Below are 20,894 nucleotides of genomic sequence, written 5' to 3'. Positions count from 1 at the left end.
TATAAACATACTCCCCTATTCCCTTACTCCCTTATTCCCCTCCCTTGTCGCCAATCGCGAAATAGAGGTTCTTGCCCGTCAATTTGGCAAGCTGCTGCAGGCGACCTTCCGGGCGGTCCGAGACAAGATCGGCAAGATCGCCCGGCACGACCAGCGCAATGCCGTTTTCTTCCTCACGCCAATAGAGGCGCGGAATGACACCCGGCATCGATGCCGACAGAAGATAGACGACGCGTAGCAATGCACCGAGTAGCTTGGCCCTTTCGCGCAGGCGCGGTGTGGCAAGCTGCACGATTTCCGGCGCAATCTCGTCTTCGATCAGCCCTTCATGACGATAGTAATTGGCCAGCGCCATATAGGAACGGCCCGGATGGTCAATGCCGCCGAACGAGCCGTGAGCAATGATGTTCAGCGCCTGCGAACCGCGATAATCGGGATGCGCGCGCCAGCTTATATCCGCCACAAGACATGCGGCTTCGCGATAACGCGCCTCATCCTCGGTTTCATCAAAGCCGAGTTGCGGCAATGAAAGCGTCGTCCAGACGGCAAGTTCACGCGCATGGCGTGGCGAACGCGACCGCAGTATCGCCAGTTCTTCCGCAGAAGCCAGCAATGGGTCGAGTTTCTGCTCGTTCTTCGGCAACAGCGAATAGAGATATCCTTCGCGCACGCCCAATGCCGAGAAAACGATCTTAGATGGCTTCATGCGGCGGATGGTTTCCAGCATCACGGTCGCGCCGTAAGACAGAAGCTGGCGACGGTTCTTCGATACCGCCTCAATACCGCGCATCGTGTCGATATTGCCCTTGGCGACGCGCTTGAGAAAACTCTGCGCCTCAACCGGGTCCATCTCGTAACCATGCATGACCAGTAGTGGATAATGCTTCGCGGTCATATGCAGCTTGGCAAGGTTACGCCACGTGCCACCAACCGCATAGAAGACCTGCCCCTGATGCATTTCAAGCAGCGTCGCCTTTGCAAGCTCCGTGCGTGTGATCTTCGCGGCTTCCGTCAGCTTTTCGTCGGACATGTCCTGAAGGCGCAAGCCGCCGAGCGGCAGGGTGATGCCCTCGCCGATATCGTGATCGTTGACGGCCACCAGCTCAAGGCTGCCGCCACCGAGATCGCCCGCTACGCCCTGGGGCTTGTGGAAGCCGGAAATGATCCCCAGCGCCGAATAATAGGCTTCTTCCTTGCCGGACAGAACTTCAATGTGCCGTCCAAGAATGGCCTCGGCCTGCGCGATGAAATCAGGTCCGTTCTTCGCTTCGCGCGCGGCAGCTGTCGCCAGCGCGTGCACGGAAACGGCGCCAGCCTGTTCGGCCAGCGCACGGAAGCGCCGCAAGGCGCGCAGCGCAATATCGACGGACTTGTCGTTGAGCCGACCTGTCTTGGCGAGTCCCTTGCCGAGACCGCAAAGGAGTTTTTCGTTGAAAAGCACCGTCGGTGAACGGACGATACCTTCGTAAATGACGAGACGGATCGAATTCGAGCCGATGTCAATGACCCCGATGGGCTTGAGACCCTTCAGACGGCCTTGTGCTATAGCTGGGCTCATGCAGTCGTTTTTCTTTCCGCCTGCGCACGCTTGCGATGTGCGATGAGGCGGGGGGCCGAAGACTTCAGCGACTTTCCGCGACCCGAAAGGCTAGGATTGGTCATGAAATATTCCTGCGCGTTGAAAGCTTCCTCTCCTTCTTCTTTTTCTATCCGGCGAGAGGTGCCATCCGCAAGTAGCTGATAGCTCTGTTGGTTATCAATTATGTTGGCAAACATGATTTGTGATAAAATTTGTTGATGAACTGTTGCGTTGGTGATGGGTACTAAAGTCTCCACACGGCGGTCGAGATTGCGCGGCATCATATCGGCGGAACCAATATAGACAATCGCCTTGTCGGACGGCAGATCATGCCCGTTTCCAAAGCAGAAAACGCGGCTATGCTCGAGAAAACGCCCCACAATCGACTTGGCGCGGATATTGTCCGATAAGCCCGGAACACCCGGCCGCAGGCAGCAAATGCCGCGCACCACCAGATCGATATGAACGCCCGCCTGACTTGCCTTATAAAGCGCATCAATAATCTGTGGATCGACCAGCGAATTCATCTTCATCCAGATCGCCGCCGGTCGCCCGGCCTTCGCATGCGCCACTTCATCCTCGATGTGCTTGATGATGCGCGCGCGCAAGGTGAAGGGCGAAATGGCGATTTTCATTTCCTCGGCGGGCTGGGCATAGCCGGTGATGAAATTGAAGATATGCGCCACATCGCGGGCGATATCCGCATCCGAAGTGAAGAAGGATAGATCCGTATAAATGCGCGCGGTGATCGGGTGATAATTGCCGGTGCCCAGATGCACATAGGAGCGCAGCTTCTGGTCCTCGCGCCGTACGACAAGCGACATTTTTGCGTGCGTCTTCAATTCGATGAAGCCGAACACCACCTGCACGCCCGCGCGTTCAAGATCGCGCGCCCAGCGAATATTGGCTTCTTCATCGAAGCGCGCCTTCAGCTCGACCAGCGCCGTCACCGACTTTCCCGCTTCCGCCGCATCGACCAGCGCACGCACAATCGGGCTGTCGTTGGAGGTGCGGTAGAGCGTCTGCTTGATGGCCAGCACATCCGGGTCCGCCGCCGCCTGACGCAGGAACTGCACCACAACGTCGAAGGATTCATAAGGGTGGTGAACCACGATATCCTTTTCGCGAATCGCGGCAAAGCAATCGCCGCCATGTTCGCGGATACGTTCCGGGAAACGCGGATTGTAGGACACGAATTTCAGGTCATCGCGCGGGATCGAGACGATTTCCGAGATCATGTTGAGCGCCAGAAGTCCTTCATGCACGCTGACACGATTTTCGGAGACGCCAAGTTCGGTCGCCACAAAGACGCGCAGGGCTTCCGGCATTTCGCCATCGAATTCGATACGGATCACCTGACCGCGACGGCGGCGCTTCAGCGCCGTTTCGAAGAGACGCACGAGGTCTTCGGCTTCTTCTTCAACTTCAATATCGCTGTCACGAATGATGCGGAATGTGCCTGCTCCGCGCACCTCATAACCAGGGAACAGCCGCCCGATAAACAGGCTCACCGCATCTTCAATGGTGATGACACGATAGACGTTTTGTTGGTCTGTCGGCAGCTGGATGAAACGCTTCAGAGCCACCGGAATGCGCAAAAGCGCGGTCATCGGGTGATTGTCGGCGCGACGCGCCAGCTGCAAGGCAATTGAGAAGCCCAGATTCGGAATGAACGGGAAAGGATGAGCCGGATCGATGGAGAGCGGCGTCAAAACCGGGAAGATCGTTTCAAGAAAATGGCTTTCCAGCCATTCCTTTTCCGAATCCGACAAGCCCGACGGGCGAACGATGTCGATATTTTCCTGCACCAGTTCATCACGCAAAATGCGGAAACGTCCCTGCTGCTCGGCCTGCAAACGGCTCACTTCATCCAGAACGAAATCGAGCTGCTCCTGTGGCGTACGACCATCGGCACTGCGCAGCGCCACACCGGCCCGCACCTGTCCGGCAAGACCGGCAATGCGCACCATGAAAAATTCATCGAGATTGGTGGCCGAAATAGACAGAAAACGCAGGCGTTCCAGTAAGGGCTGGCGCATATTGGCCGCCTCGTCCAGAACGCGACGATTGAACTGGAGCCAGGAAAACTCACGATTAACGAAGCGATCCGCGCTGTTCATCAGCTCCGCGATTTTATCTTCATTCAAAGCTTTGTGAGCATCGGGAGCGTTTTGCATGTCCGAACCGATATCGGAGGTGCGGGCTGGTTCAGCTGTCATCTCATGAGCCCCGTTCTGGGTTTGGCTTGCCAACGCACTGTTTTCGTTCATTTTTCCTAATCCGGCATCTGCCGGAACGAACCGGCGCATCGTAAAGCCTATGGCTGTCGCATGACAGTTTGATAGCAAATCACTTAAATATCCCTAGAATTGATGAAAACGCTTCCGGAAACAAGCGTTTCGCGGTAAACGCAAGCAGAGTTTTGAGCGCGCTGGTCTGAGGCGTGCTATATACCGCGAACGACAGCCCGGAGCGTATTATGTCCGATCACATCATTCCTCATTTCCAGAACGACGCCGGCCATAATGCCATTGAAATCGGCGTAAAGGAATTCATGTGCGTCGGCGCAAACCCGCCTTTCGACCATCCGCATGTCTTCCTCGACATGGGCGATGAAAGCGAAGTGGTCTGCCCGTATTGCTCGACCCTTTATCGCTACAATGCCAAGCTGCATGCCGACGAAACCGTCCCGTCAGGCTGCACCTACGACGCCCCAGCCGACAAAGCGGCCTGATCGGCGTCTGTTAAAGCCCATCTCGTCACAGCATTGGGCAAGAAGACCGATATGGGCAAAGGCCACATATTGATAGCAGGAGCCGGTGTCGCGGGATTGAGCGCGGCGCTGGAACTTGCAGCACGGGGCTGGACCATCCGGCTCATCGAGAAAGCCTCAGCTCTTTCTGAAGTCGGTGCGGGCCTGCAGCTGGCCCCCAACGCCATGCGTCACCTCGAACGCCTCGGTATCGCCGACAGCTTGGCTTCCCACGCCGTAACACCTGAAAAGCTCTACCTCGTTGACGGGCGCAAGGCGCGTCCCCTGCTTGCGATGGAGCTGGGCGACAGGGCTTTTAAGCGCTGGCATCATGCCTATGTGGTCTGCCATCGTGCCGATTTGCAATCGGCCCTGTTGCAAGCTTGCGCGGAAAACCCGGCGATCCAGATCAGTCTCGGCAGCGAAATCCTCGACCATAGCGCTCGCGACAAGGGCATCGTGGCGACCGTCAAAAGCGAAAGCGGAACGGAGACCATCGAGGCCGATTATCTGATCGCCTGCGATGGAGTCTGGTCGGTCGAGCGCGCACTTGCCGGTTATGACAAGGCGCAGTTCAGCGGCCATGTTGCGTGGCGCGCAACATTGGCAACCAATGCCCTGCCCGCCTCTTTCCTGAGCGCCCTTCCTGAACGCAAGGCCGTATCGGCCTGGCTCGGCCCGAGGGTTCATTTCATCGCCTATCCCGTCAAAGCCGGGACATTCTTCAATTTCGTTGCCATAACGGCAGGTGAAAATGCGGGCGAAAACTGGTCCGGAACAGGCGACCGCGCAAAGCTGCAAGCCGCCTATCGGGATTGGGCCAAGCCGGTTCGCGATGTTCTGGCAACTGCCGAAGATTGGACCTATTGGCCGCTTTTCGAAATGTCGGAACCGCAGTTTCTGGGGCCGAACCGCACCATATTTCTGGGCGATGCGTCTCACGCCGTCACGCCATTTGCCGCGCAAGGTGCGGCGATGGCGATTGAGGATGCTGCGGCACTTGCCGAAGCGCTTGATGCCGCCGATCAATCGGCGGGACTGCGCCGCTTCGAAACCGTCCGCAAGGAACGGATCGCGGCGGTCGCCAAACGCGGCCAGCTTAACCGCTTTGCCTATCACGCCACCGGACCGATGGCGCTTGGCCGCAACATGCTGTTTGTCTTGCGCCGCCCGGATACTTTCCTGAAGGATCTGGACTGGCTCTACGGCTATGATGCGGTTGCGGCCATACGTGGATAGTCGGTTAAAACTCAGGCAGCGTCGCGCGCCGCTTCCAGTGTTGCAACATCGATTTTGACCATCTTCATCATAGCGTCCGCTACGCGCTGACGGACATCGGGCGCACCGTTTTCGAGAATATCGAGCAACATATCGGGCACGATCTGCCATGCGAAGCCGTATTTGTCGGTCAGCCAACTGCATTCCATCGGCGAACCGCCTTCCAGAAGTTTTTCCCAGAAGGCATCCACCTCTGCCTGATCCTTGCAGCGAACGATCAACGAAGCCGCTGGCGTAAACTTGAACGACGGACCGCCGTTGAGGCCGCATATTTTTTGCCCATCGAGCGTGAAGTTCGCGGTGACTGCCTGTTCTTCGTTCTGCTGATGGCCATGCTTGAAGCGGATGAAGCCATCAATTGAAGCCGGTCGCCCGCAGGCGCGAAAAATCGAGACGTAATGATTGGCGGCTTCCTCCGCCTGCCCATCGAACCACAGGCAAATGGTGAGACCAGACATGGTCAATTCCTCCCTGTCTATCCGGTTTGATGTCAGCCCATGACTTTGGCTGCTTCTTCCATATCCATCCACATCAGCTCCCAGATATGGCCGTCCGGGTCCTCGAAGCTGCGCCCATACATGAAGCCGTAATCCTGTTTGGCCGCTGGATCGGCACGACCACCAGCCTTCGCGGCCTTTTCGACCGTATCATCCACCTCGGCCTTGCTGTCGGCGGAAAGGCAGACCAGTACTTCGCTGACCGCGGTGGCATCGGCAATTTTCTTCGGCGTGAACTGGCTGAACTTGTCATGATCAAGGATCATGGCGTGGATCGTATCGGAGAAAACCATGCAGGACGCGGTTTCGTCCGAGAACATCGGGTTCTTCTGCGCGCCAATGGCTTCATAAAAGCTGGTCGAGCGCGCAACGTCTTTCACAGGCAGATTCACGAAAATCATTTTCGGCATGTCATTTCCTCCATTGGCAGGGTGTGGCCCTGTCTCCATTGCTAACGTTAATCGTCGCTGGGCCAGACATTTTCTGCCTCTAACGGCCATGTCTGGATTAAGTTTGCTTGAACATAATGACAGATAAGTTATATTAGGCAACCATGAAGTTAGAAAAAATAACTAAAGGCGAAAAACAAGCCGCCAAGCGCAGCTATGACGATGCGTGCGCCGCAGCGCATGGCCTTGATTTAATTGGAGAGCGCTGGGCGCTGCTGGTCATGCGAGAGCTGATGCTGGGCCCAAAGCGCTTCAGCGATTTGCGCGCCGATCTGCCGGGCGTCAGCGCCAATGTGCTGACCCAGAGGCTGGAAGGGCTGGAACTGGCGGGCATTCTCCACAAGACCAAATTGCCGCCGCCCGCCTCGGTGCAGGTCTATGAACTCACCGAATGGGGCTATGAAAGCGAGCCTATCCTGCAAGCACTCGGTCGTTGGGCCGCGCGTTCGCCAATGCACGATCCGAACCTGCCGATATCAACGGTGTCGTTCTTGCTATCCCTGCGCACTATGTTGGATAGCGAAAGCGCGCATGGGATGAATGCGACCATCCACCTGCAGCTGGATGGAGAAGATTTCACCGCCCACCTGCATGATGAGGCGCTGGATATCGCCCGTGGTAAGCCAGAACGATGCGATCTTTCGCTGCAAGGCGCACCGCGCATGGTCGCCGCAACGATCTATGGCGGGCAGCCATTATCAGCGCTTGAGGAGGCCGGTCTGCTGATCGTCGAAGGAGATCGCGCCTTGGCAGAAAAGCTTCGCACGCTGTTCCCCTTGCCCGACAAAGCACCCTCCCCGGAATAAATATGCAACTTTTCGGTTGCTTATTTTTCCTGGGCCTGTAAATTAGCAACCATTGAGTTGCCAATTACGGAGGATTTACACCATGACCCTTGCAAGCACGACAGATCGCATTGAGAAAACCGTCGATATTCGCGCAGGCATTGACCGCGTTTGGCGCGCCCTGACCGACCATGACGAGTTTGGAAGCTGGTTTCGCGTCAAGATCGATGGCCCGTTCGTCGTCGGCACCGCTTCGACCGGCCACATCACCTATCCGGGCTTTGAGCATGTGCGCTGGGAATCCTTCGTCAAGGATATGGAGGCGCCGAACTATTTTGCCTTCACCTGGCATCCTTATGCGATCGAGCCCGATGTCGATTATTCCAAGGAGCCGCCGACGCTGGTGGAATTCAAGCTAGAACCGATCGAGAGCGGCACCCGCCTGACGGTTGTTGAAAGCGGTTTCGATGCCCTGCCCGCCGAGCGCCAGCCATTGGCACTGCGCATGAACGATGGCGGCTGGCAGGAGCAGGTCGGCAACATCAAGGCCCATGTCGAAAAATGAATGAAAGCCCGGCCAGTCACGCCATGGAAATATCCGCTATTTTCGGGGCGCTTGCCGACCCGACCCGACTTGCGCTCATCGAAACATTGAGTGACGGTGAGAGCCGCTCCATCGTGGTGCTGTCGCAGAATGGCAGCATCACACGGCAAGCCGTGACCAAGCACCTGTCCGTTCTCGAACAGGTTGGCCTTGTGCAGCGGGAAAAGATCGGGCGGGAAAGTCACTTCCGCCTGCATCCTGCTCCACTTGTCGATGCCCGCGCCTATCTGGCGGCCGTTTCGACGCAGTGGGACGATGCCTTGCAGCGCCTGCGCCATTTCGTGGAAGATTGAAAATCATACAGTCGACACAACATAGATAATACGAAAACACCCGCCAGTGACACTGGCGGGTGTTTTCCAATGCAAGGCAATCGGCCTGATCAGTGCAGGATCTGGCTGAGGAACAGCTTGGTGCGTTCGTGCTGCGGATTGTCGAAGAACTCGTTCGGCGAGTTCTGTTCGACAATCTGGCCCTGATCCATGAAGATCACGCGATTGGCGACCTGACGGGCAAAGCCCATTTCGTGCGTCACGCAGATCATGGTCATGCCTTCGGCGGCAAGGCTCACCATCGTATCAAGCACTTCCTTGACCATTTCCGGATCGAGCGCAGAAGTCGGTTCGTCAAACAGCATGACTTTCGGATTCATGCACAGCGCACGGGCAATTGCCACGCGCTGCTGCTGGCCACCGGAGAGCTGGCCCGGATATTTATTAGCCTGCTCCGGAATTTTCACGCGCGCCAGATAATGCATGGCGATTTCTTCCGCCTTTTTCTTCGGCATCTTGCGCACCCAGATCGGGGCCAGCGTGCAGTTTTCCAGAATGGTCAGATGCGGAAAAAGGTTGAAGTGCTGGAACACCATGCCGACTTCGCGGCGCACTTCATCGATCTTCTTCAGATCGTTGGTGAGTTCGATACCGTCAACGACGATCTTGCCCTTCTGATGCTCCTCCAGACGGTTGATGCAGCGGATCATCGTCGATTTGCCGGAACCAGACGGACCAGCCACGACGATACGTTCACCGCGCATGACCTTCAGGTTGATGTCGCGCAGAACGTGAAACTCACCATACCACTTATGCATATTGGTGATTTCGATGGCGACATCGGTTTTGGAAACCTGCATCTTGGAGCCGTCGACATCGACACCGAGCTCGGATTGCGGGAGGGCGCTTTGTGCACTCATTCCATTATTCCCTTTTGTTCTTTTTATCGTTTGTGACCCGTGTCGAGCCGTCGTTCCATGAATATAGAGTATCGCGACATAGCGAAACAGAAAATCCAGAAAACGAAGCCCGCAAAAATAAGGCCGGTAGCAGGCGTCTGTGGAGAAGCCCAATTGGCATCGGAGAAATTCTGGCGAACAATACCCAGAAGATCGAACATGCCGATGATGTAGACGAGGCTCGTATCCTTGAAGAGACCGATGAAGGTGTTCACGATGCCGGGAATCACCAGTTTCAGCGCCTGCGGCAGGATGATGAGACCCGTCTTCTGCCAGTAGCTGAGGCCGAGCGCATCCGCGCCTTCATATTGCCCGCGCGAAATGGCCTGTAGTCCGCCGCGCACCACTTCCGCCATATAGGCCGAGGCAAACAACGCCACGCCGATCAACGCACGCAGCAGTTTGTCGAAGGTGACACCCGGCGGCAGGAACAGTGGCAGCATGACGCTCGCCATGAACAACACTGTGACCAGCGGAACACCGCGCACCATCTCGATGAAAATGATGCTAAATGTCTTGATGACAGGCAGATGCGACCGGCGACCGAGCGCCAGCAAAATGCCGAGCGGCAGTGAGACGGCAATGCCCACGAAGGACAGAACCAGCGTCACCAGAAGGCCGCCCCAAAGCGGCGTTTCCACGAAGGACAGGCCAAACCAGCCACCAACCAGCAGGAAGAAAGCGACGAACGGAAACACGAAGAAGAACAGAATGGCGTTGAGCGCCTTCTGCGGCACCTTCGGGATCAGCAGCGGTACCAAAAGCACGACGAAGATCAGCGCCGTGAGATTGACCCGCCACCGCTCATCGATCGGATAGCGCCCATAGATGAACTGCTCATACTTGGCCTGAACAAAAGCCCAGCACGCGCCGGACCAGCCATCCGGCTGTGCGCCGCCCTGCGCAACGGTCAGACAGGCGGTGCGGTCGGTTCCGCTCCACACCGCATTGATGAAGAGCCACTGAATCGCCGAAGGCAGAAACCAGACCAGCAGAAACAGAGCGAAGATCGTCAGGGCCGCATCGGTTGGAGAAGCGAAGAGATTGACGCGCAGCCAGTGCGAAAAGCCCTGTACGGAACGCGGCGGCTTTTCGCTATCGACCATTTGCGTGCGGATATATTGGAGATCGGCATTTTCCATGGTCATCTCTCCACCAGCGCCATTTTGGCATTGAACCAGTTCATGAGGGCGGATGTAACCAGACTGATGCCCAGATAGATCACCATCCAGATCGCCACGACTTCAACCGATTGGCCCGTCTGATTGAGGATCGTGCCGCCGACGGCGACCAGATCCGGATAGCCGATGGCGATTGCCAGCGAGGAATTCTTGATAAGGTTCAGATACTGGCTCGACAGTGGCGGAATGATGATGCGCAGCGCCTGCGGCACGATGATCAGCCGCATCGTCGGGCCGGGCCGCATGCCCACAGCATAAGCGGCTTCAGTCTGCCCTTTGTTGACGCCAAGAATGCCTGCGCGCACCGTTTCGGCAATGAACGACGCCGTATAGAAAGACAGAGCCAGAAACAGCGCCAAAAATTCCGGTTTGACCTGCGCGCCACCCGTCAGATTGAACGTCCCGAGTTTCGGGACATCGAAGGATACCGGAAAACCGGTCGCGATGAAGGCAAGTAGCGGCAGACCAATGATCAAAGCGATCGCGACACGGATTGTATGGAAGGGCTGCCCCGTCGCCATCTGCCGGCGCTTGGCCCAGCGCGCCACCACGAAAGAGGCGACAATGCCCAATGCGAGCGCCGCCAGTATCAGCCACGCCCCCTCACCCCAGACTGGCGCGGGCATGAAGAAACCGCGCGTATTGATATAGGTGTGCAGCGGTCCGCTGATGCTCTCGCGCACATTCGGCAAGGTGGCCAGAATGCCGAAATACCAGAAGAAAATGACCAGCAGCGGCGGAATGTTGCGAAACACCTCGACATAGACCGTGCAGATCTTTCGGATCAGCCAGTTGCGCGACAGACGACCGATACCGACAAGAAAGCCGATGATCGAGGCCGTGATAACGCCCAAGCCCGCCACATAGAGTGTGTTGACCAGACCGACCAGAATGGCCCGGCCATAGGTGGAATCGCTGTTATAGGAAATCAGTGTCTGGCTGACATCGAAACCCGCGCGACCGTTCAGAAAGCCGAAGCCGGAGGCGATATTCGCGCGCTGAAGATTGGTGATCGTGTTTCCGACGATCCAGTAGATCGAGCCTACGACCGCGACGAACACAATCACCTGATAGAAGATGCCGCGAACGCGCGGATCGTAGAGAAGTGAGGTTCCACCGCCATCATGGCGTTCGGTTGCAGAATAGGAAGCCATATGTTTCCCGTATCTTGGGGCTCTGGCGCAAATTTTTCGGAACGGAAACGGCGCTCCCAAACGGAAGCGTAATTCTCGAAACGTCAATGCAGCCGAACCATACTTTTTTGCGACGGGCCGGTTCAAATGTCTGGCCAGCGAAATGCTATGCGCTCTTGTGGGCAAACGCCCATTTCAAATGCCTGCTACGAAACAGGTCCGATCCCGAGGGAAACCTGTTCTCAGGGAAATAAAGAGCTGACAAATCCGGCATGAGGCGGGTGCAAATGCCCCCACCCCATGTCAGATGCAAAAGCCGTCGTCCTTAGCGGATCGGCATGCCGTATTGCAGGCCACCCTTCGTCCACTGGGCATTGAGGCCGCGCGCGATCTTGAGTGGACTGCCGCTGCCGAGATTGCGTTCGAACAATTCGCCGTAATTGCCGACGCCCTTGATGATCTTGACGACCCAGTCATTGTCGAGGCCGAGATCGGTACCGATCTTCGTATCGGCTTCGGTGCCAAGCAAGCGCTTGATTTCGGGGTTGTCGGAGTTCTTCATCTCATCGACATTGGCCTTCGTGATACCGAATTCTTCGGCGTTCAACAGGGCATAATGGGTCCAGCGGATAACGTCTGCCCACTTGGAATCGCCCTGACGGACAGCTGGTCCAAGCGGCTCCTTGGAAATGATTTCCGGCAGGATGACGTGATCGTCCGGATTGGCGAGCGTCAGGCGGATCGCATAAAGGCCGGACTGGTCGGTGGTATAAGCGTCGCAACGACCGGAATCGTAAGCCGCATTGGCTTCATCGACCTTTTCGAAGACGACCGGATTATATTCCATTTTGTTGGAGCGGAAATAATCGGCCATGTTCAGTTCGGTCGTGGTGCCAGCCTGAACGCAGATCGAAGCGCCGGAAAGCTGAAGCGCCGAATTGATGCCGGAAAGCTTCTTCGAATTGATCATGAAGCCCTGGCCGTCGAAATAGTTCACGCCCGCGAAATCAAGACCGAGCGACGTATCGCGGCTGATAGTCCAGGTGGTGTTGCGGATCAGAACATCCACTTCACCAGACTGCAATGCCGTGAAGCGTTCCTTGGCATTGAGCGGCGTAAACTTCACCTTGGTCGGATCGCCAAATATCGCGGACGCGACCGCGCGGCAATAATCCACGTCGAAGCCCGACCATTCGCCCTTGTCGTCCGGCGAAGCAAAACCGAGAAGACCGGTGTTGACGCCACATTGCAGGAAGCCCTTTGCCTTCACATCCGAAAGCGTGTCGGCAGATGCCCCTGAAGCCGCGCCGAACAGCGCTGCCGCACCCAATAACCCCATTACGATTGTATTTTTCATCTGGCCTGCAACCTTTTTGTTCCCTGGAAACGTCGGGCAAACTGCCCGTGCGTCTCTCTCGTTGTTGTTGCATAGGTTTTTCCGGGAAAAGCGTTGCGCTCGTCCTCAACCCCACGCTGCATAGCAGACCGCCTCTCGCCCTGACCAGTTTATCCGGCCTCTTGATTATTTTCGAGCACAGCGGCGCCTGTCGCCTTCACCGCCTTATCGAAGGCGATATTTGGGCATTGGTCAAGTTAATAACGGCGGCAAAATCCGCGTTTCGTGGAAAAGCCCGAAACAGCGGTTCAATTTTTTACACGGTTTCCCAATTTCTGGGTAGCGCGGCTAACAAAGTGTGAGGTTCGACACTTGCTGGAATCTCGAAAGTGAAAATAGAGTAATAACAGTTATTTAAATGAACATAGCCCTAGCGCGGCTGTCGAAAACAGCCGCGGTCAGGGCCAGAATCACACAGTGGGGAGCGTGTGCTTATCATCCAGTGAAAAAATAATATTTCGCGTCGCCATGTAGCGCGCCACCCACCAGGTTGCGAGCAATCCAATCGTACAACCTGCCACAATGTCGGTCGGGAAATGCGCTCCGGCAGCAAGCCTGCTGATGCAGAACAACAGACCGATAACGATAATCGGAAAGCGCCAGCGTGGCAGAAAAATGCTCAGCGACATCATCATGATACCCGCCATCATCGAATGGCCCGACGGGAAACTCTCATAGAGAAACTCACCCTTGAACGGCGAGAAATAGGCTGCACCATATTGATCGAGCAGAAACGGGCGCGCGCGACCGATGGCAAGCTTGCCGATTTCCGTTGGAATACTGCCCGCGACGATGGATGCCAATACCAGCGTGGCCCAACCGTGCCAGCGCATGAGAATGGGGCGCATCTGCCCCCGATAACCGGGCGACAAGATGAAAGCCGTCACGAGCCAGACGATCAGCGCCACCGCCAGCCACACCAGCGTGCGGATCGCGTCGGTCACGGTTCGCAGGATTTCCATGACGATATTGGTGCTTCCAGCCGCCGCACGAACGATATCGGCGTCCCATAGGTGCAGGATCAGGATGATGAAGGGCAGCAGCACGACGATTGCTGTCATCTGCATCGTCCAGGAATAGGGAGCTCCCTTATAAGCAGGACGCAGAAAGGAGCGGATAAGTTCAATGGCCGCATATACCGGATTGAGAAGCGTGTTTTTCATATCCGGTGATGACATTCCATTATTCCCTTTTCGCATCGCATCTTGCACTTCGAGCACTGACCACAGGGTTGCATCCAGCCCAGACGCGGCTTATCGAATGAACTTCAAAACATTCCGTTATCGGCGGAATCATTGATCTTTCTGCCAACCGCATCTGGCCGCATCCGGTAGACGGTACGACCATGCAGAGCTCTCTAAAAGAGAACCGGCGGAACGCATGCAACACGGTCTGGAGGCAATTTCGTGGCTAAGCAGCAAGTCAACACGGCGAAACTGGGGATAAACACTCGACTGGCGCATGATGGCTATCAGCCACGCGACTATCACGGCTTCGTCAATCCGCCGGTTGTCCGCGCCTCGACCGTGCTTTTCCCGGATGCCGAGACCATGGCGACCGGCAACCAGAAATATACCTATGGCACGCGCGGAACGCCCACCAGCGATGCGCTTTGCGATGCGATCAATGCACTGGAAGGCTCTGCCGGAACCGTCTGCGTTCCGTCCGGTCTGGCGGCTGTGACCGTGCCACTGCTGGCCTTCCTGTCTTCCGGCGATCATGCTCTGCTGGTGGATTCGATCTACAATCCGACCCGTCATTTTGCCGATACGATCCTCAAGCGCATGGGCGTGGATGTCGAATATTACGACCCGGAAATCGGCGCGGGCATCGCGGCTCTGATGAAGCCCAATACCAAGGTGGTCTTTACGGAATCGCCCGGCTCCAACACTTTCGAGATGCAGGACATTCCGGCCATCGTTGAAGCTGCCCACAAAGGCGACGCCATCGTGATGATGGACAACACCTGGGCAACCGCAGTCTATTTCAAGGCGCTCGACTTCGGTGTGGATGTTACGATTCACGCCTCGACCAAATATCCATCCGGCCATTCCGACATTCTGTTCGGCACCATTTCCGCCAACGAGAAATGCTGGCCGCAGCTTCTCGAAACCCACGGCACGCTTGGGCTTTGCGCCAACCCCGACGATACCTATCAAGTCCTGCGCGGCATGCGCACCATGGGCATCCGGCTGGAGCATCACCGCAAGAGCGCACTGGAAGTTGCCCATTGGCTCGAAAGCCATCCCGCAGTCGCACAGGTTCTGCACCCTGCCCTTGAAAGCCATCCCGGCCACGAAATCTGGAAGCGCGATTTCACCGGCTCGTCGGGCATCTTCTCGTTCGTTCTGAAAGAAGGCGGACAGGCGGAAGCCCATGCTTTCCTCAACGCGCTGGAAATCTTCGGCCTTGGCTATTCCTGGGGCGGTTATGAAAGCCTCGCGCTGCAGGTGCGCGTTGCCGACCGCCTGATTGCCAAGGGCAATTATCCAGGACCGGTCATCCGGCTGCAGATTGGTCTGGAAGATGTTGCCGATATCATCGCAGATCTTGAAAAAGGCTTTGCCGCGATCTGACGGGCATAATCGAGTGCGAGCGCATGCCCGGCACCTTGCAGCAGCCGGAATGCGCTCTATACTTTTCGCAAAGTGCTTTCAGTGGCACCATATGCGCGGTGGTTTGACGGAAAACCATCAGCGCTAAAGGACGATATCATGATGAATGCGGTTTTCATTATTCAGGGTTTCATCGCCATAGGTCTGGCCGTCCTGGCGATTGCGGTCATTCTGCGCTATCGCCGCTAACCACTGTTTTCGCTGCAAATTCTCCTTTATTTTCGAGCAACCGATTTCAAGGCGAATCGTTCTTATTGCATCACTGCACTTACGGAGGACACAGAAATGCGGAAAGTAGCACTTGGACTGGTGGCGCTGATGGCAATTTCAGGCTGCACCACCACTGAAAAAGATATTTCCATCGGTACGGGTGCAGGCGCGATTATCGGCGGCATCGCCGGCGGCGGGCGGGGTGCTCTGATCGGTGCAGGTGCAGGCGCGCTTGGTGGTCTGCTCGTGCGCGAATTGCGCAATGGCAATTGCGAATACCGCAACCGTCATGGCAAAATCTACGTGGCGCGCTGCAAACGCTAAGCCCGGACCCACCAAGCAAACGTATACAAAAGCGCCGGATATCCCGGCGCTTTTTCTTTGTCCCGTATATTGCTTTTCTCACCGATTGCCCTGACGTCCGACTGTTTACCAAGTTCCAAAGAGGAACTTTCGCCCGACAGCCTCGTTTCATAAAAGATTGTCGTCATTCATCGTGTTCATTCAGGGAGATGTTCGATGAAACTCGCTTTGAGAGCTGCCCTTGTGGCGTTGGGAGTCTTGTCGGCTGGCGCGGCACAGGCCGCAAACGCCATCTCCACCGCCAATCTCAATATCCGCACCGGCCCCAGCACCAGCTATCCGTCCATGGGCGCCATCCCGGGCGGCGCGCCGGTGACAGTACACGGCTGCACCTCGGGTTATGGCTGGTGTCAGGTGAGCTATGGCGGAACCCATGGCTGGTCGTCGTCACGCTATATCGCGTTTCAGGAAGGAACGGTCGGCAGCGGCTATTCCAATGATTTCGGACGTAACGCAGCCCTCATCGGCATTCCGCTGATCGCCGGTGTGGCCATCGGCTCCGCGCTCAATGATCGCGATGATTACTATTATCGTCGCGGTTATTGGGGTCGCCCTGACTATCGCTATCGTAACCGGAACTGGGATCGTCCCGGCTGGCACGGCGGACGCCCGGGCGGTCATGGCCCACGTGCCTATATCCGCGCACGCGGCAACGAACCGCGCTAAGCCGGCCACGAGATCAAAAAAATGGCGGGGTTTTTTGCCCCGCCATTTTCCGATCATTCAGACACGGTCTGCGGATTAAGGTTCAGCATCGGGATGGAGCTGTTCGGCAACATGGTCGATGGCAACTGGCCGTTCCATCTTTCCGCCTGTGTCAGCGATACGAGACCCGGATTATCCCGCAGCGCGTCACCACGCGCCTTGATGGCGGTTGCTTCCGCCTCGCCCCTCAGACGAATAGCTTCCGATTCCGCTTCGGCTTGAAGACGCACGGCATCGGCCTGCGCTTCGGCTTCCGCACGGCGCGCATCAGCTTGCGCCTTGGCCTGCGTGACGGTGATTTCCGCCTGCACCTTTTCGCGCTCGGCATTCTGGCGCAAACGCTGCACTTCGACTTCCGCCAGCATGCGCTGCTCGATGGATTGTTCATAGGCATCGGAGAAGTCGATATTCTCAATCTGGACGCTGTCGACAACCACCGGCCCACGTACGCTGCTCTGGATGGCTTCTGCGATCTCCTGATTGAGACGGCTGCGCTCCTGAATGGCCGTCACGGCATTGAACTTGCCGAACACCGTCTTGCTCTCCTCGAAAACGCGACGCTCGACCAGACGCGACAGCAGGCCGTCCTCGCCGCCGTAATTGGCGTAGACTTCCTCGACGCGATCAGGCGGGATGCGATAATTGACCGACAGATTCATGGTCGCCGGTTGCTGGTCGCGGCTATAGGCTTCCATCTGGTTATAGATCGCCGCCTTCGACTGTACCGAAACGCGAACGATGGAATCAATCAAGGGAATCTTGAAACCCAGTCCCGGCTGCGCGACCCCGGCGACCGCGCCATATCGCAGAACGACACCGCGTTCGCCTTCGTCGATCGTGTACCATGAGCCCAGAATAACGCTGAGCAAAACCAGACCGATGAACCCGGCCACCGCCGTTGGAATATAACGCATGCCCTCTCCTCTTCACTTATTAAAGCTTTGCTGAAATACACGCGAAAGCTGTAAACAAGAAAGACAATCGGGCTCTATCCACCGGATATCGACAGTTTTACTGACAATGACAGGGATCAAACCGGCTTATGATCTGCTGGTATAGGGGAAGCAGATCATAGAATTGGGTTTGTCCTTGTTGGGGCAGCATTTCTGCGGGGGTGCGACGATACAACTATCCGCTTGTCCGTCGGACGCCGCATAGGCAATCGGAGTGAGAAAAACAATAGCAAACGATACTGCGAGAAACACGAGCTTCATAACAACCTTTCCGACGAGAAGACCGGCGCCTTTAAGCGCGATTCTCACCGTCGCGGTATTCCAAGTCCTCAGGACCAAGAACCGGCGTGCAAATCCATGCGCGCAACATTTCCCACGGGATGAACGCATGGAGGCAGAACGGAACGGAAATTTGGGAAAGGTGGCGATCCCGGCAGGATTCGAACCTGCGACCTACGGCTTAGAAGGCCGGTGCTCTATCCAGCTGAGCTACGGGACCACGTCTTTGAAAAGTCGAAGACATTTTGAGCGCTTCGGGCTTCAGTAAAAGCCCGAGCGATCATATTCCGGCCTTAGCGCGATGACCAAGACCGGGCAAGCTGTCAATGCGTCCAGGGCATCGTGCGATCGAAGCGGAAATTGTCCGAATAGGACACTTTGCGGCGCTTCGGTTCGTTCGGCTCGGCAACGCGATAGGCAATGCCATAGCGCTTTGCATAAGCGATGGCGTCTTCCTGGCTATCAAAAGCGAGACGGATCTGGCTTTTCATATCGCCTGACGACGTGTAGCCCATCAATGGCTCGACCTTGCGCGGGCTTTCCGGCTCGTATTCGAGGATCCATTGATCTGTCTTGGCCTGACCGGACTGCATGGCAGTCTTAGCTGGACGGAAAATGCGTGCAACCATTTGAAGAACCTTGGACTATGCTCTTGCCGCCCCCAAAAGGGCTCTGAATTTCAACAAGGCAATAGTAGACCCACCAACCCATGTCAACGCGATAAAGACGCGCGCCACAAGCCAAGCACAGGATAGCTTGGTTTTTTCAGGTCAATCATGGTGGGGAAAACATGGTCGGAGCGGCAGGATTCGAACCTGCGACCCCCTGATCCCAAATCAGGTGCGCTACCAGACTGCGCTACGCTCCGTGGCCCTTTCGGACGTTGAGTTCCCTAGAGAATTCGCTTTCCTAAGGCAAGAGCTATTTTCAAACTTTCATAAAAAAATCGAACAGTTGACGCAAGAGTTGGACCCGCCCCTGCCAAAAGCTCGCTTGAATGCACCGGCTTGCGCATCGCAAGCCGGTGCAAATTCGCGGATAGAATCAGTCTTCCGAGCCGTAAGCGTCGAAATCGAAATATTTGTCGTTGATTTCCTTGTATTTTCCATTCGCACGGATGGCCTTGATGGCGACGTTGAACTTTTCAACCAGTTCCGGACGTCCCTTCTTCAGGGCGACGCCCACGCCAACACCGTGAATTTCCGGGTCGGGCGGATAGGTGCCGACCATCTTGCAGCAGGCGCCATCCGGTGTCTTCAGCCATTCGGCCAGCGTGACGCTGTCATCATTGGCGGCATCGAGGCGACCATTGGCCAGATCGAGGCGATATTCGTCAGCGGTCGGATAAGCCTTGATCGTGCTGTCGGTGAAGGCGTGTTCGGCATAATTGGCATGGGTGGTGGAAACCTGCACGCCGACCGTCTTGCCTGCAAGGTCCGCCTTGGTCACGCCCTTGATGTCGCTATCCTTCGGAACCGCGACGCCGGGAGGCGTGTTGTAATATTTGTTGGAGAAATCGACCTGCTTCTTGCGCTCTTCCGTGATCGACATGGACGATACATAGGCGTCGAATTTATCGGCCTGCAACGCCGGGATCGTGCCGTCCCATTCCTGCGTGATGAACGTGCACTCGGCCTTCATTTCATCGCAAAGCGCCTTTGCGATATCCACGTCGAAACCAGCCAGGGTGCCATCCGGCTTAATGAAATTGAACGGACGATAGGCGCCCTCGGTGCCGATGATGAGTTTCAGCGGTGCTTCGGCATTTGCAGCAGTCGTTGCCAGTCCGCCGATCATGGTTGCCATCGTCGCCACCGAAGCAGCCACGACGATACGCTTCAAGACACGCATGCTAAGTTCTCCCAATTTGCTTTGGCTGGTTCCCTTATTGATGTGCCGACCCAGCCGCCGGCAGGGTAATCACAACCAGTCAATGCAAATTGACGACTCGCAGTGCCTTCCCCCGCCCTATCATTAGATATTTCCCCGGAGACTACAAAATGTCTTTTCGTGGGGAAGTCCGGGCGGACAATTGACTTTGCGACCGGCTGGTTTATTGAGGCTCTGCCGAAAAATTCCAGGCCGGTTGGTTATTCCGGTGCCCGTTAGACGCGGGAATCAACCGCTTCAGCGAACCCACGGCACCTAACCTTCTCTTGGTGGTGCTGTGCTCTTCTTCGGATCGAAATCCCTAAAGACCGCTTCACGCCTATCTGTTTGTGGAGTTTTCCGAATGTCGCCCAAGACACTTATTCTCGCTCAGGCGTTGATCTCATGCATGATGGCTTTTCTGATGACGGGATTCATGGGCTTCCTGCATCTCGGCCCGACTGAAGCCTGGCTTCATGATTGGGTCAGCAATTTCGTGATTGCCTGGCCGGTCGCCTTCTGCTTTTCGCTGGTCGTCGGGCGCATCGCGTTCAAGCTGGCTTTTGCCATGACTGGCCCGTCGAAAAAAGCCTGATTGGCGCTGGCGCACAAAGTCCTTTTCCGCCGCGCCGCTTCATCGGTGCCCGGCGGCAAAGGGCGAATGCCGCTCTAACTGCCCGGTTCTACCCGAACAGCCCGACAAACATCCACACGACGAGGGATGCCATCAGACTGACAATCAACACGGTCAGAACCTGGGTTCCCTGCCTGCCCTGACGAACATTCTGTGCCTCGAATTCCTTCGGCGGCAATGCGCGCGTGACCATGACAGCCTCCTCTCAAAGAGGCCTTCCAATATGCGCTGAAATAACGACGAAAAAGCGGCCTGTATTGGCGCATGCTTTTCCCGAATCAGAACAAGTTCTGACGTTACGTCATTTGAACAAGCACAGACTTTTCTCCTGCACGAGCAGCATATCCATGCCTAAAGTAGCAGAAGAGCCCGAATTGACAG

The 20,894-nt window shown here is 56.3% G+C and carries 22 protein-coding genes and 2 tRNA genes; 9 read left to right on the top strand and 15 right to left on the bottom strand.

Annotated elements, in window-relative coordinates:
- Positions 1-31: 31 nt before the first annotated feature.
- Positions 32-1,558, bottom strand: coding sequence for an exopolyphosphatase (gene ppx / locus HWD97_RS12600; protein WP_109368717.1), 1,527 nt, complete (start codon positions 1,556-1,558; stop codon positions 32-34).
- Positions 1,555-3,798, bottom strand: coding sequence for an RNA degradosome polyphosphate kinase (locus tag HWD97_RS12595; RefSeq protein WP_371830902.1), 2,244 nt, complete (start codon positions 3,796-3,798; stop codon positions 1,555-1,557). The genes ppx and HWD97_RS12595 overlap by 4 nt, the downstream gene beginning before the upstream one ends.
- 260 nt (positions 3,799-4,058) lie before the next feature.
- Between HWD97_RS12595 and HWD97_RS12590 the strand changes: the two genes are divergently transcribed.
- Together HWD97_RS12590 and HWD97_RS12585 are read left to right on the top strand one after the other, a co-directional pair.
- Positions 4,059-4,313, top strand: coding sequence for a zinc-finger domain-containing protein (locus HWD97_RS12590; RefSeq protein WP_109368715.1), 255 nt, complete (start codon positions 4,059-4,061; stop codon positions 4,311-4,313).
- A 51-nt stretch (positions 4,314-4,364) separates the two neighbouring features.
- Entirely contained in the window at positions 4,365-5,570 is a 1,206-nt protein-coding gene (locus tag HWD97_RS12585) for an FAD-binding protein (protein WP_371835079.1), read from the top strand.
- Between the two features lie 11 nt (positions 5,571-5,581).
- On the opposite strand, the gene HWD97_RS12580 is transcribed toward HWD97_RS12585, so the two are convergent.
- Positions 5,582-6,067, bottom strand: coding sequence for a VOC family protein (locus tag HWD97_RS12580; protein WP_109368713.1), 486 nt, complete (start codon positions 6,065-6,067; stop codon positions 5,582-5,584).
- A gap of 32 nt (positions 6,068-6,099) precedes the next feature.
- Positions 6,100-6,516: a VOC family protein gene (locus tag HWD97_RS12575; protein WP_109368712.1), complete on the bottom strand. Its 417-nt coding sequence runs from the start codon at positions 6,514-6,516 to the stop codon at positions 6,100-6,102.
- Positions 6,517-6,659: 143 nt separating this feature from the next.
- On the opposite strand from HWD97_RS12575, the gene HWD97_RS12570 reads away from it, so the two are divergent.
- The 3 genes from HWD97_RS12570 to HWD97_RS12560 all read left to right on the top strand — a co-directional run bounded on the left by HWD97_RS12570 (position 6,660) and on the right by HWD97_RS12560 (position 8,237).
- A complete protein-coding gene (locus HWD97_RS12570) occupies positions 6,660-7,361 on the top strand; it encodes a helix-turn-helix domain-containing protein (protein WP_109368711.1) in 702 nt (233 codons plus the stop codon).
- Positions 7,362-7,443: 82 nt separating this feature from the next.
- Entirely contained in the window at positions 7,444-7,905 is a 462-nt protein-coding gene (locus HWD97_RS12565) for an SRPBCC family protein (RefSeq protein ID WP_109368710.1), read from the top strand.
- Complete coding sequence (locus tag HWD97_RS12560; protein WP_235891988.1) at positions 7,902-8,237, top strand: helix-turn-helix transcriptional regulator; 336 nt, start codon at positions 7,902-7,904, stop codon at positions 8,235-8,237. The genes HWD97_RS12565 and HWD97_RS12560 overlap by 4 nt, the downstream gene beginning before the upstream one ends.
- An 89-nt stretch (positions 8,238-8,326) precedes the next feature.
- Here the strand turns inward: HWD97_RS12560 and HWD97_RS12555 are convergent, their stop codons facing one another.
- The 5 genes from HWD97_RS12555 to lpxE all read right to left on the bottom strand — a co-directional run bounded on the left by HWD97_RS12555 (position 8,327) and on the right by lpxE (position 14,063).
- Entirely contained in the window at positions 8,327-9,136 is an 810-nt protein-coding gene (locus HWD97_RS12555) for an amino acid ABC transporter ATP-binding protein (protein ID WP_109368709.1), read from the bottom strand.
- Positions 9,137-9,159: 23 nt separating this feature from the next.
- Complete coding sequence (locus tag HWD97_RS12550; RefSeq protein ID WP_109368708.1) at positions 9,160-10,317, bottom strand: amino acid ABC transporter permease; 1,158 nt, start codon at positions 10,315-10,317, stop codon at positions 9,160-9,162.
- 2 nt (positions 10,318-10,319) lie between these two features.
- Complete coding sequence (locus tag HWD97_RS12545) at positions 10,320-11,510, bottom strand: amino acid ABC transporter permease (protein WP_109368707.1); 1,191 nt, start codon at positions 11,508-11,510, stop codon at positions 10,320-10,322.
- 304 nt (positions 11,511-11,814) lie between these two features.
- Positions 11,815-12,846, bottom strand: coding sequence for an amino acid ABC transporter substrate-binding protein (locus HWD97_RS12540; RefSeq protein WP_109368706.1), 1,032 nt, complete (start codon positions 12,844-12,846; stop codon positions 11,815-11,817).
- 449 nt (positions 12,847-13,295) lie between these two features.
- A complete protein-coding gene (gene lpxE, locus HWD97_RS12535; RefSeq protein ID WP_109368705.1) occupies positions 13,296-14,063 on the bottom strand; it encodes a lipid A 1-phosphatase LpxE in 768 nt (255 codons plus the stop codon).
- Positions 14,064-14,291: 228 nt separating this feature from the next.
- Between lpxE and HWD97_RS12530 the strand changes: the two genes are divergently transcribed.
- The 3 genes from HWD97_RS12530 (at position 14,292) to HWD97_RS12520 (ending at position 16,739) form a co-directional block, all read left to right on the top strand.
- The gene (locus HWD97_RS12530; RefSeq protein WP_109368704.1) at positions 14,292-15,461 is read left to right on the top strand and encodes a cystathionine beta-lyase; all 1,170 of its coding nucleotides are present in this window, start codon (positions 14,292-14,294) and stop codon (positions 15,459-15,461) included.
- 324 nt (positions 15,462-15,785) lie between these two features.
- Positions 15,786-16,034, top strand: a complete 249-nt coding sequence (locus tag HWD97_RS12525; RefSeq protein WP_109368703.1) for a YMGG-like glycine zipper-containing protein — start codon at positions 15,786-15,788, stop codon at positions 16,032-16,034.
- 195 nt (positions 16,035-16,229) lie between these two features.
- Entirely contained in the window at positions 16,230-16,739 is a 510-nt protein-coding gene (locus HWD97_RS12520) for an SH3 domain-containing protein (RefSeq protein WP_371835078.1), read from the top strand.
- Between the two features lie 53 nt (positions 16,740-16,792).
- Here the strand turns inward: HWD97_RS12520 and HWD97_RS12515 are convergent, their stop codons facing one another.
- From HWD97_RS12515 to HWD97_RS12495, 5 genes are all read right to left on the bottom strand, one after another.
- Positions 16,793-17,692, bottom strand: coding sequence for a prohibitin family protein (locus HWD97_RS12515; RefSeq protein ID WP_109368701.1), 900 nt, complete (start codon positions 17,690-17,692; stop codon positions 16,793-16,795).
- Between the two features lie 461 nt (positions 17,693-18,153).
- Positions 18,154-18,230: transfer RNA gene (locus HWD97_RS12510), tRNA-Arg, on the bottom strand.
- A 103-nt stretch (positions 18,231-18,333) separates the two neighbouring features.
- On the bottom strand, positions 18,334-18,639 hold the full coding sequence (locus HWD97_RS12505; protein ID WP_109368699.1) for an ETC complex I subunit: 306 nt from the start codon (positions 18,637-18,639) through the stop codon (positions 18,334-18,336).
- A gap of 162 nt (positions 18,640-18,801) precedes the next feature.
- A tRNA-Pro gene (locus HWD97_RS12500) sits at positions 18,802-18,878 on the bottom strand.
- A 176-nt stretch (positions 18,879-19,054) separates the two neighbouring features.
- Positions 19,055-19,861, bottom strand: coding sequence for an ABC transporter substrate-binding protein (locus HWD97_RS12495; RefSeq protein ID WP_109368698.1), 807 nt, complete (start codon positions 19,859-19,861; stop codon positions 19,055-19,057).
- Between the two features lie 382 nt (positions 19,862-20,243).
- On the opposite strand from HWD97_RS12495, the gene HWD97_RS12490 reads away from it, so the two are divergent.
- Positions 20,244-20,474 (top strand): DUF2798 domain-containing protein, encoded by a 231-nt coding sequence (locus HWD97_RS12490; protein ID WP_109368697.1) that lies wholly within the window; start codon positions 20,244-20,246, stop codon positions 20,472-20,474.
- A gap of 88 nt (positions 20,475-20,562) precedes the next feature.
- On the opposite strand, the gene HWD97_RS12485 is transcribed toward HWD97_RS12490, so the two are convergent.
- On the bottom strand, positions 20,563-20,706 hold the full coding sequence (locus HWD97_RS12485; RefSeq protein WP_180917957.1) for a hypothetical protein: 144 nt from the start codon (positions 20,704-20,706) through the stop codon (positions 20,563-20,565).
- Between the last annotated feature and the right edge of the window lie 188 nt (positions 20,707-20,894).

Origin of the sequence: Ochrobactrum sp. C6C9 (genome assembly GCF_022627935.1) — a bacterium.
In the GTDB taxonomy this organism is placed as follows: domain Bacteria; phylum Pseudomonadota; class Alphaproteobacteria; order Rhizobiales; family Rhizobiaceae; genus Brucella; species Brucella teleogrylli.
This window is presented reverse-complemented; position numbering and strand designations above follow the sequence as displayed.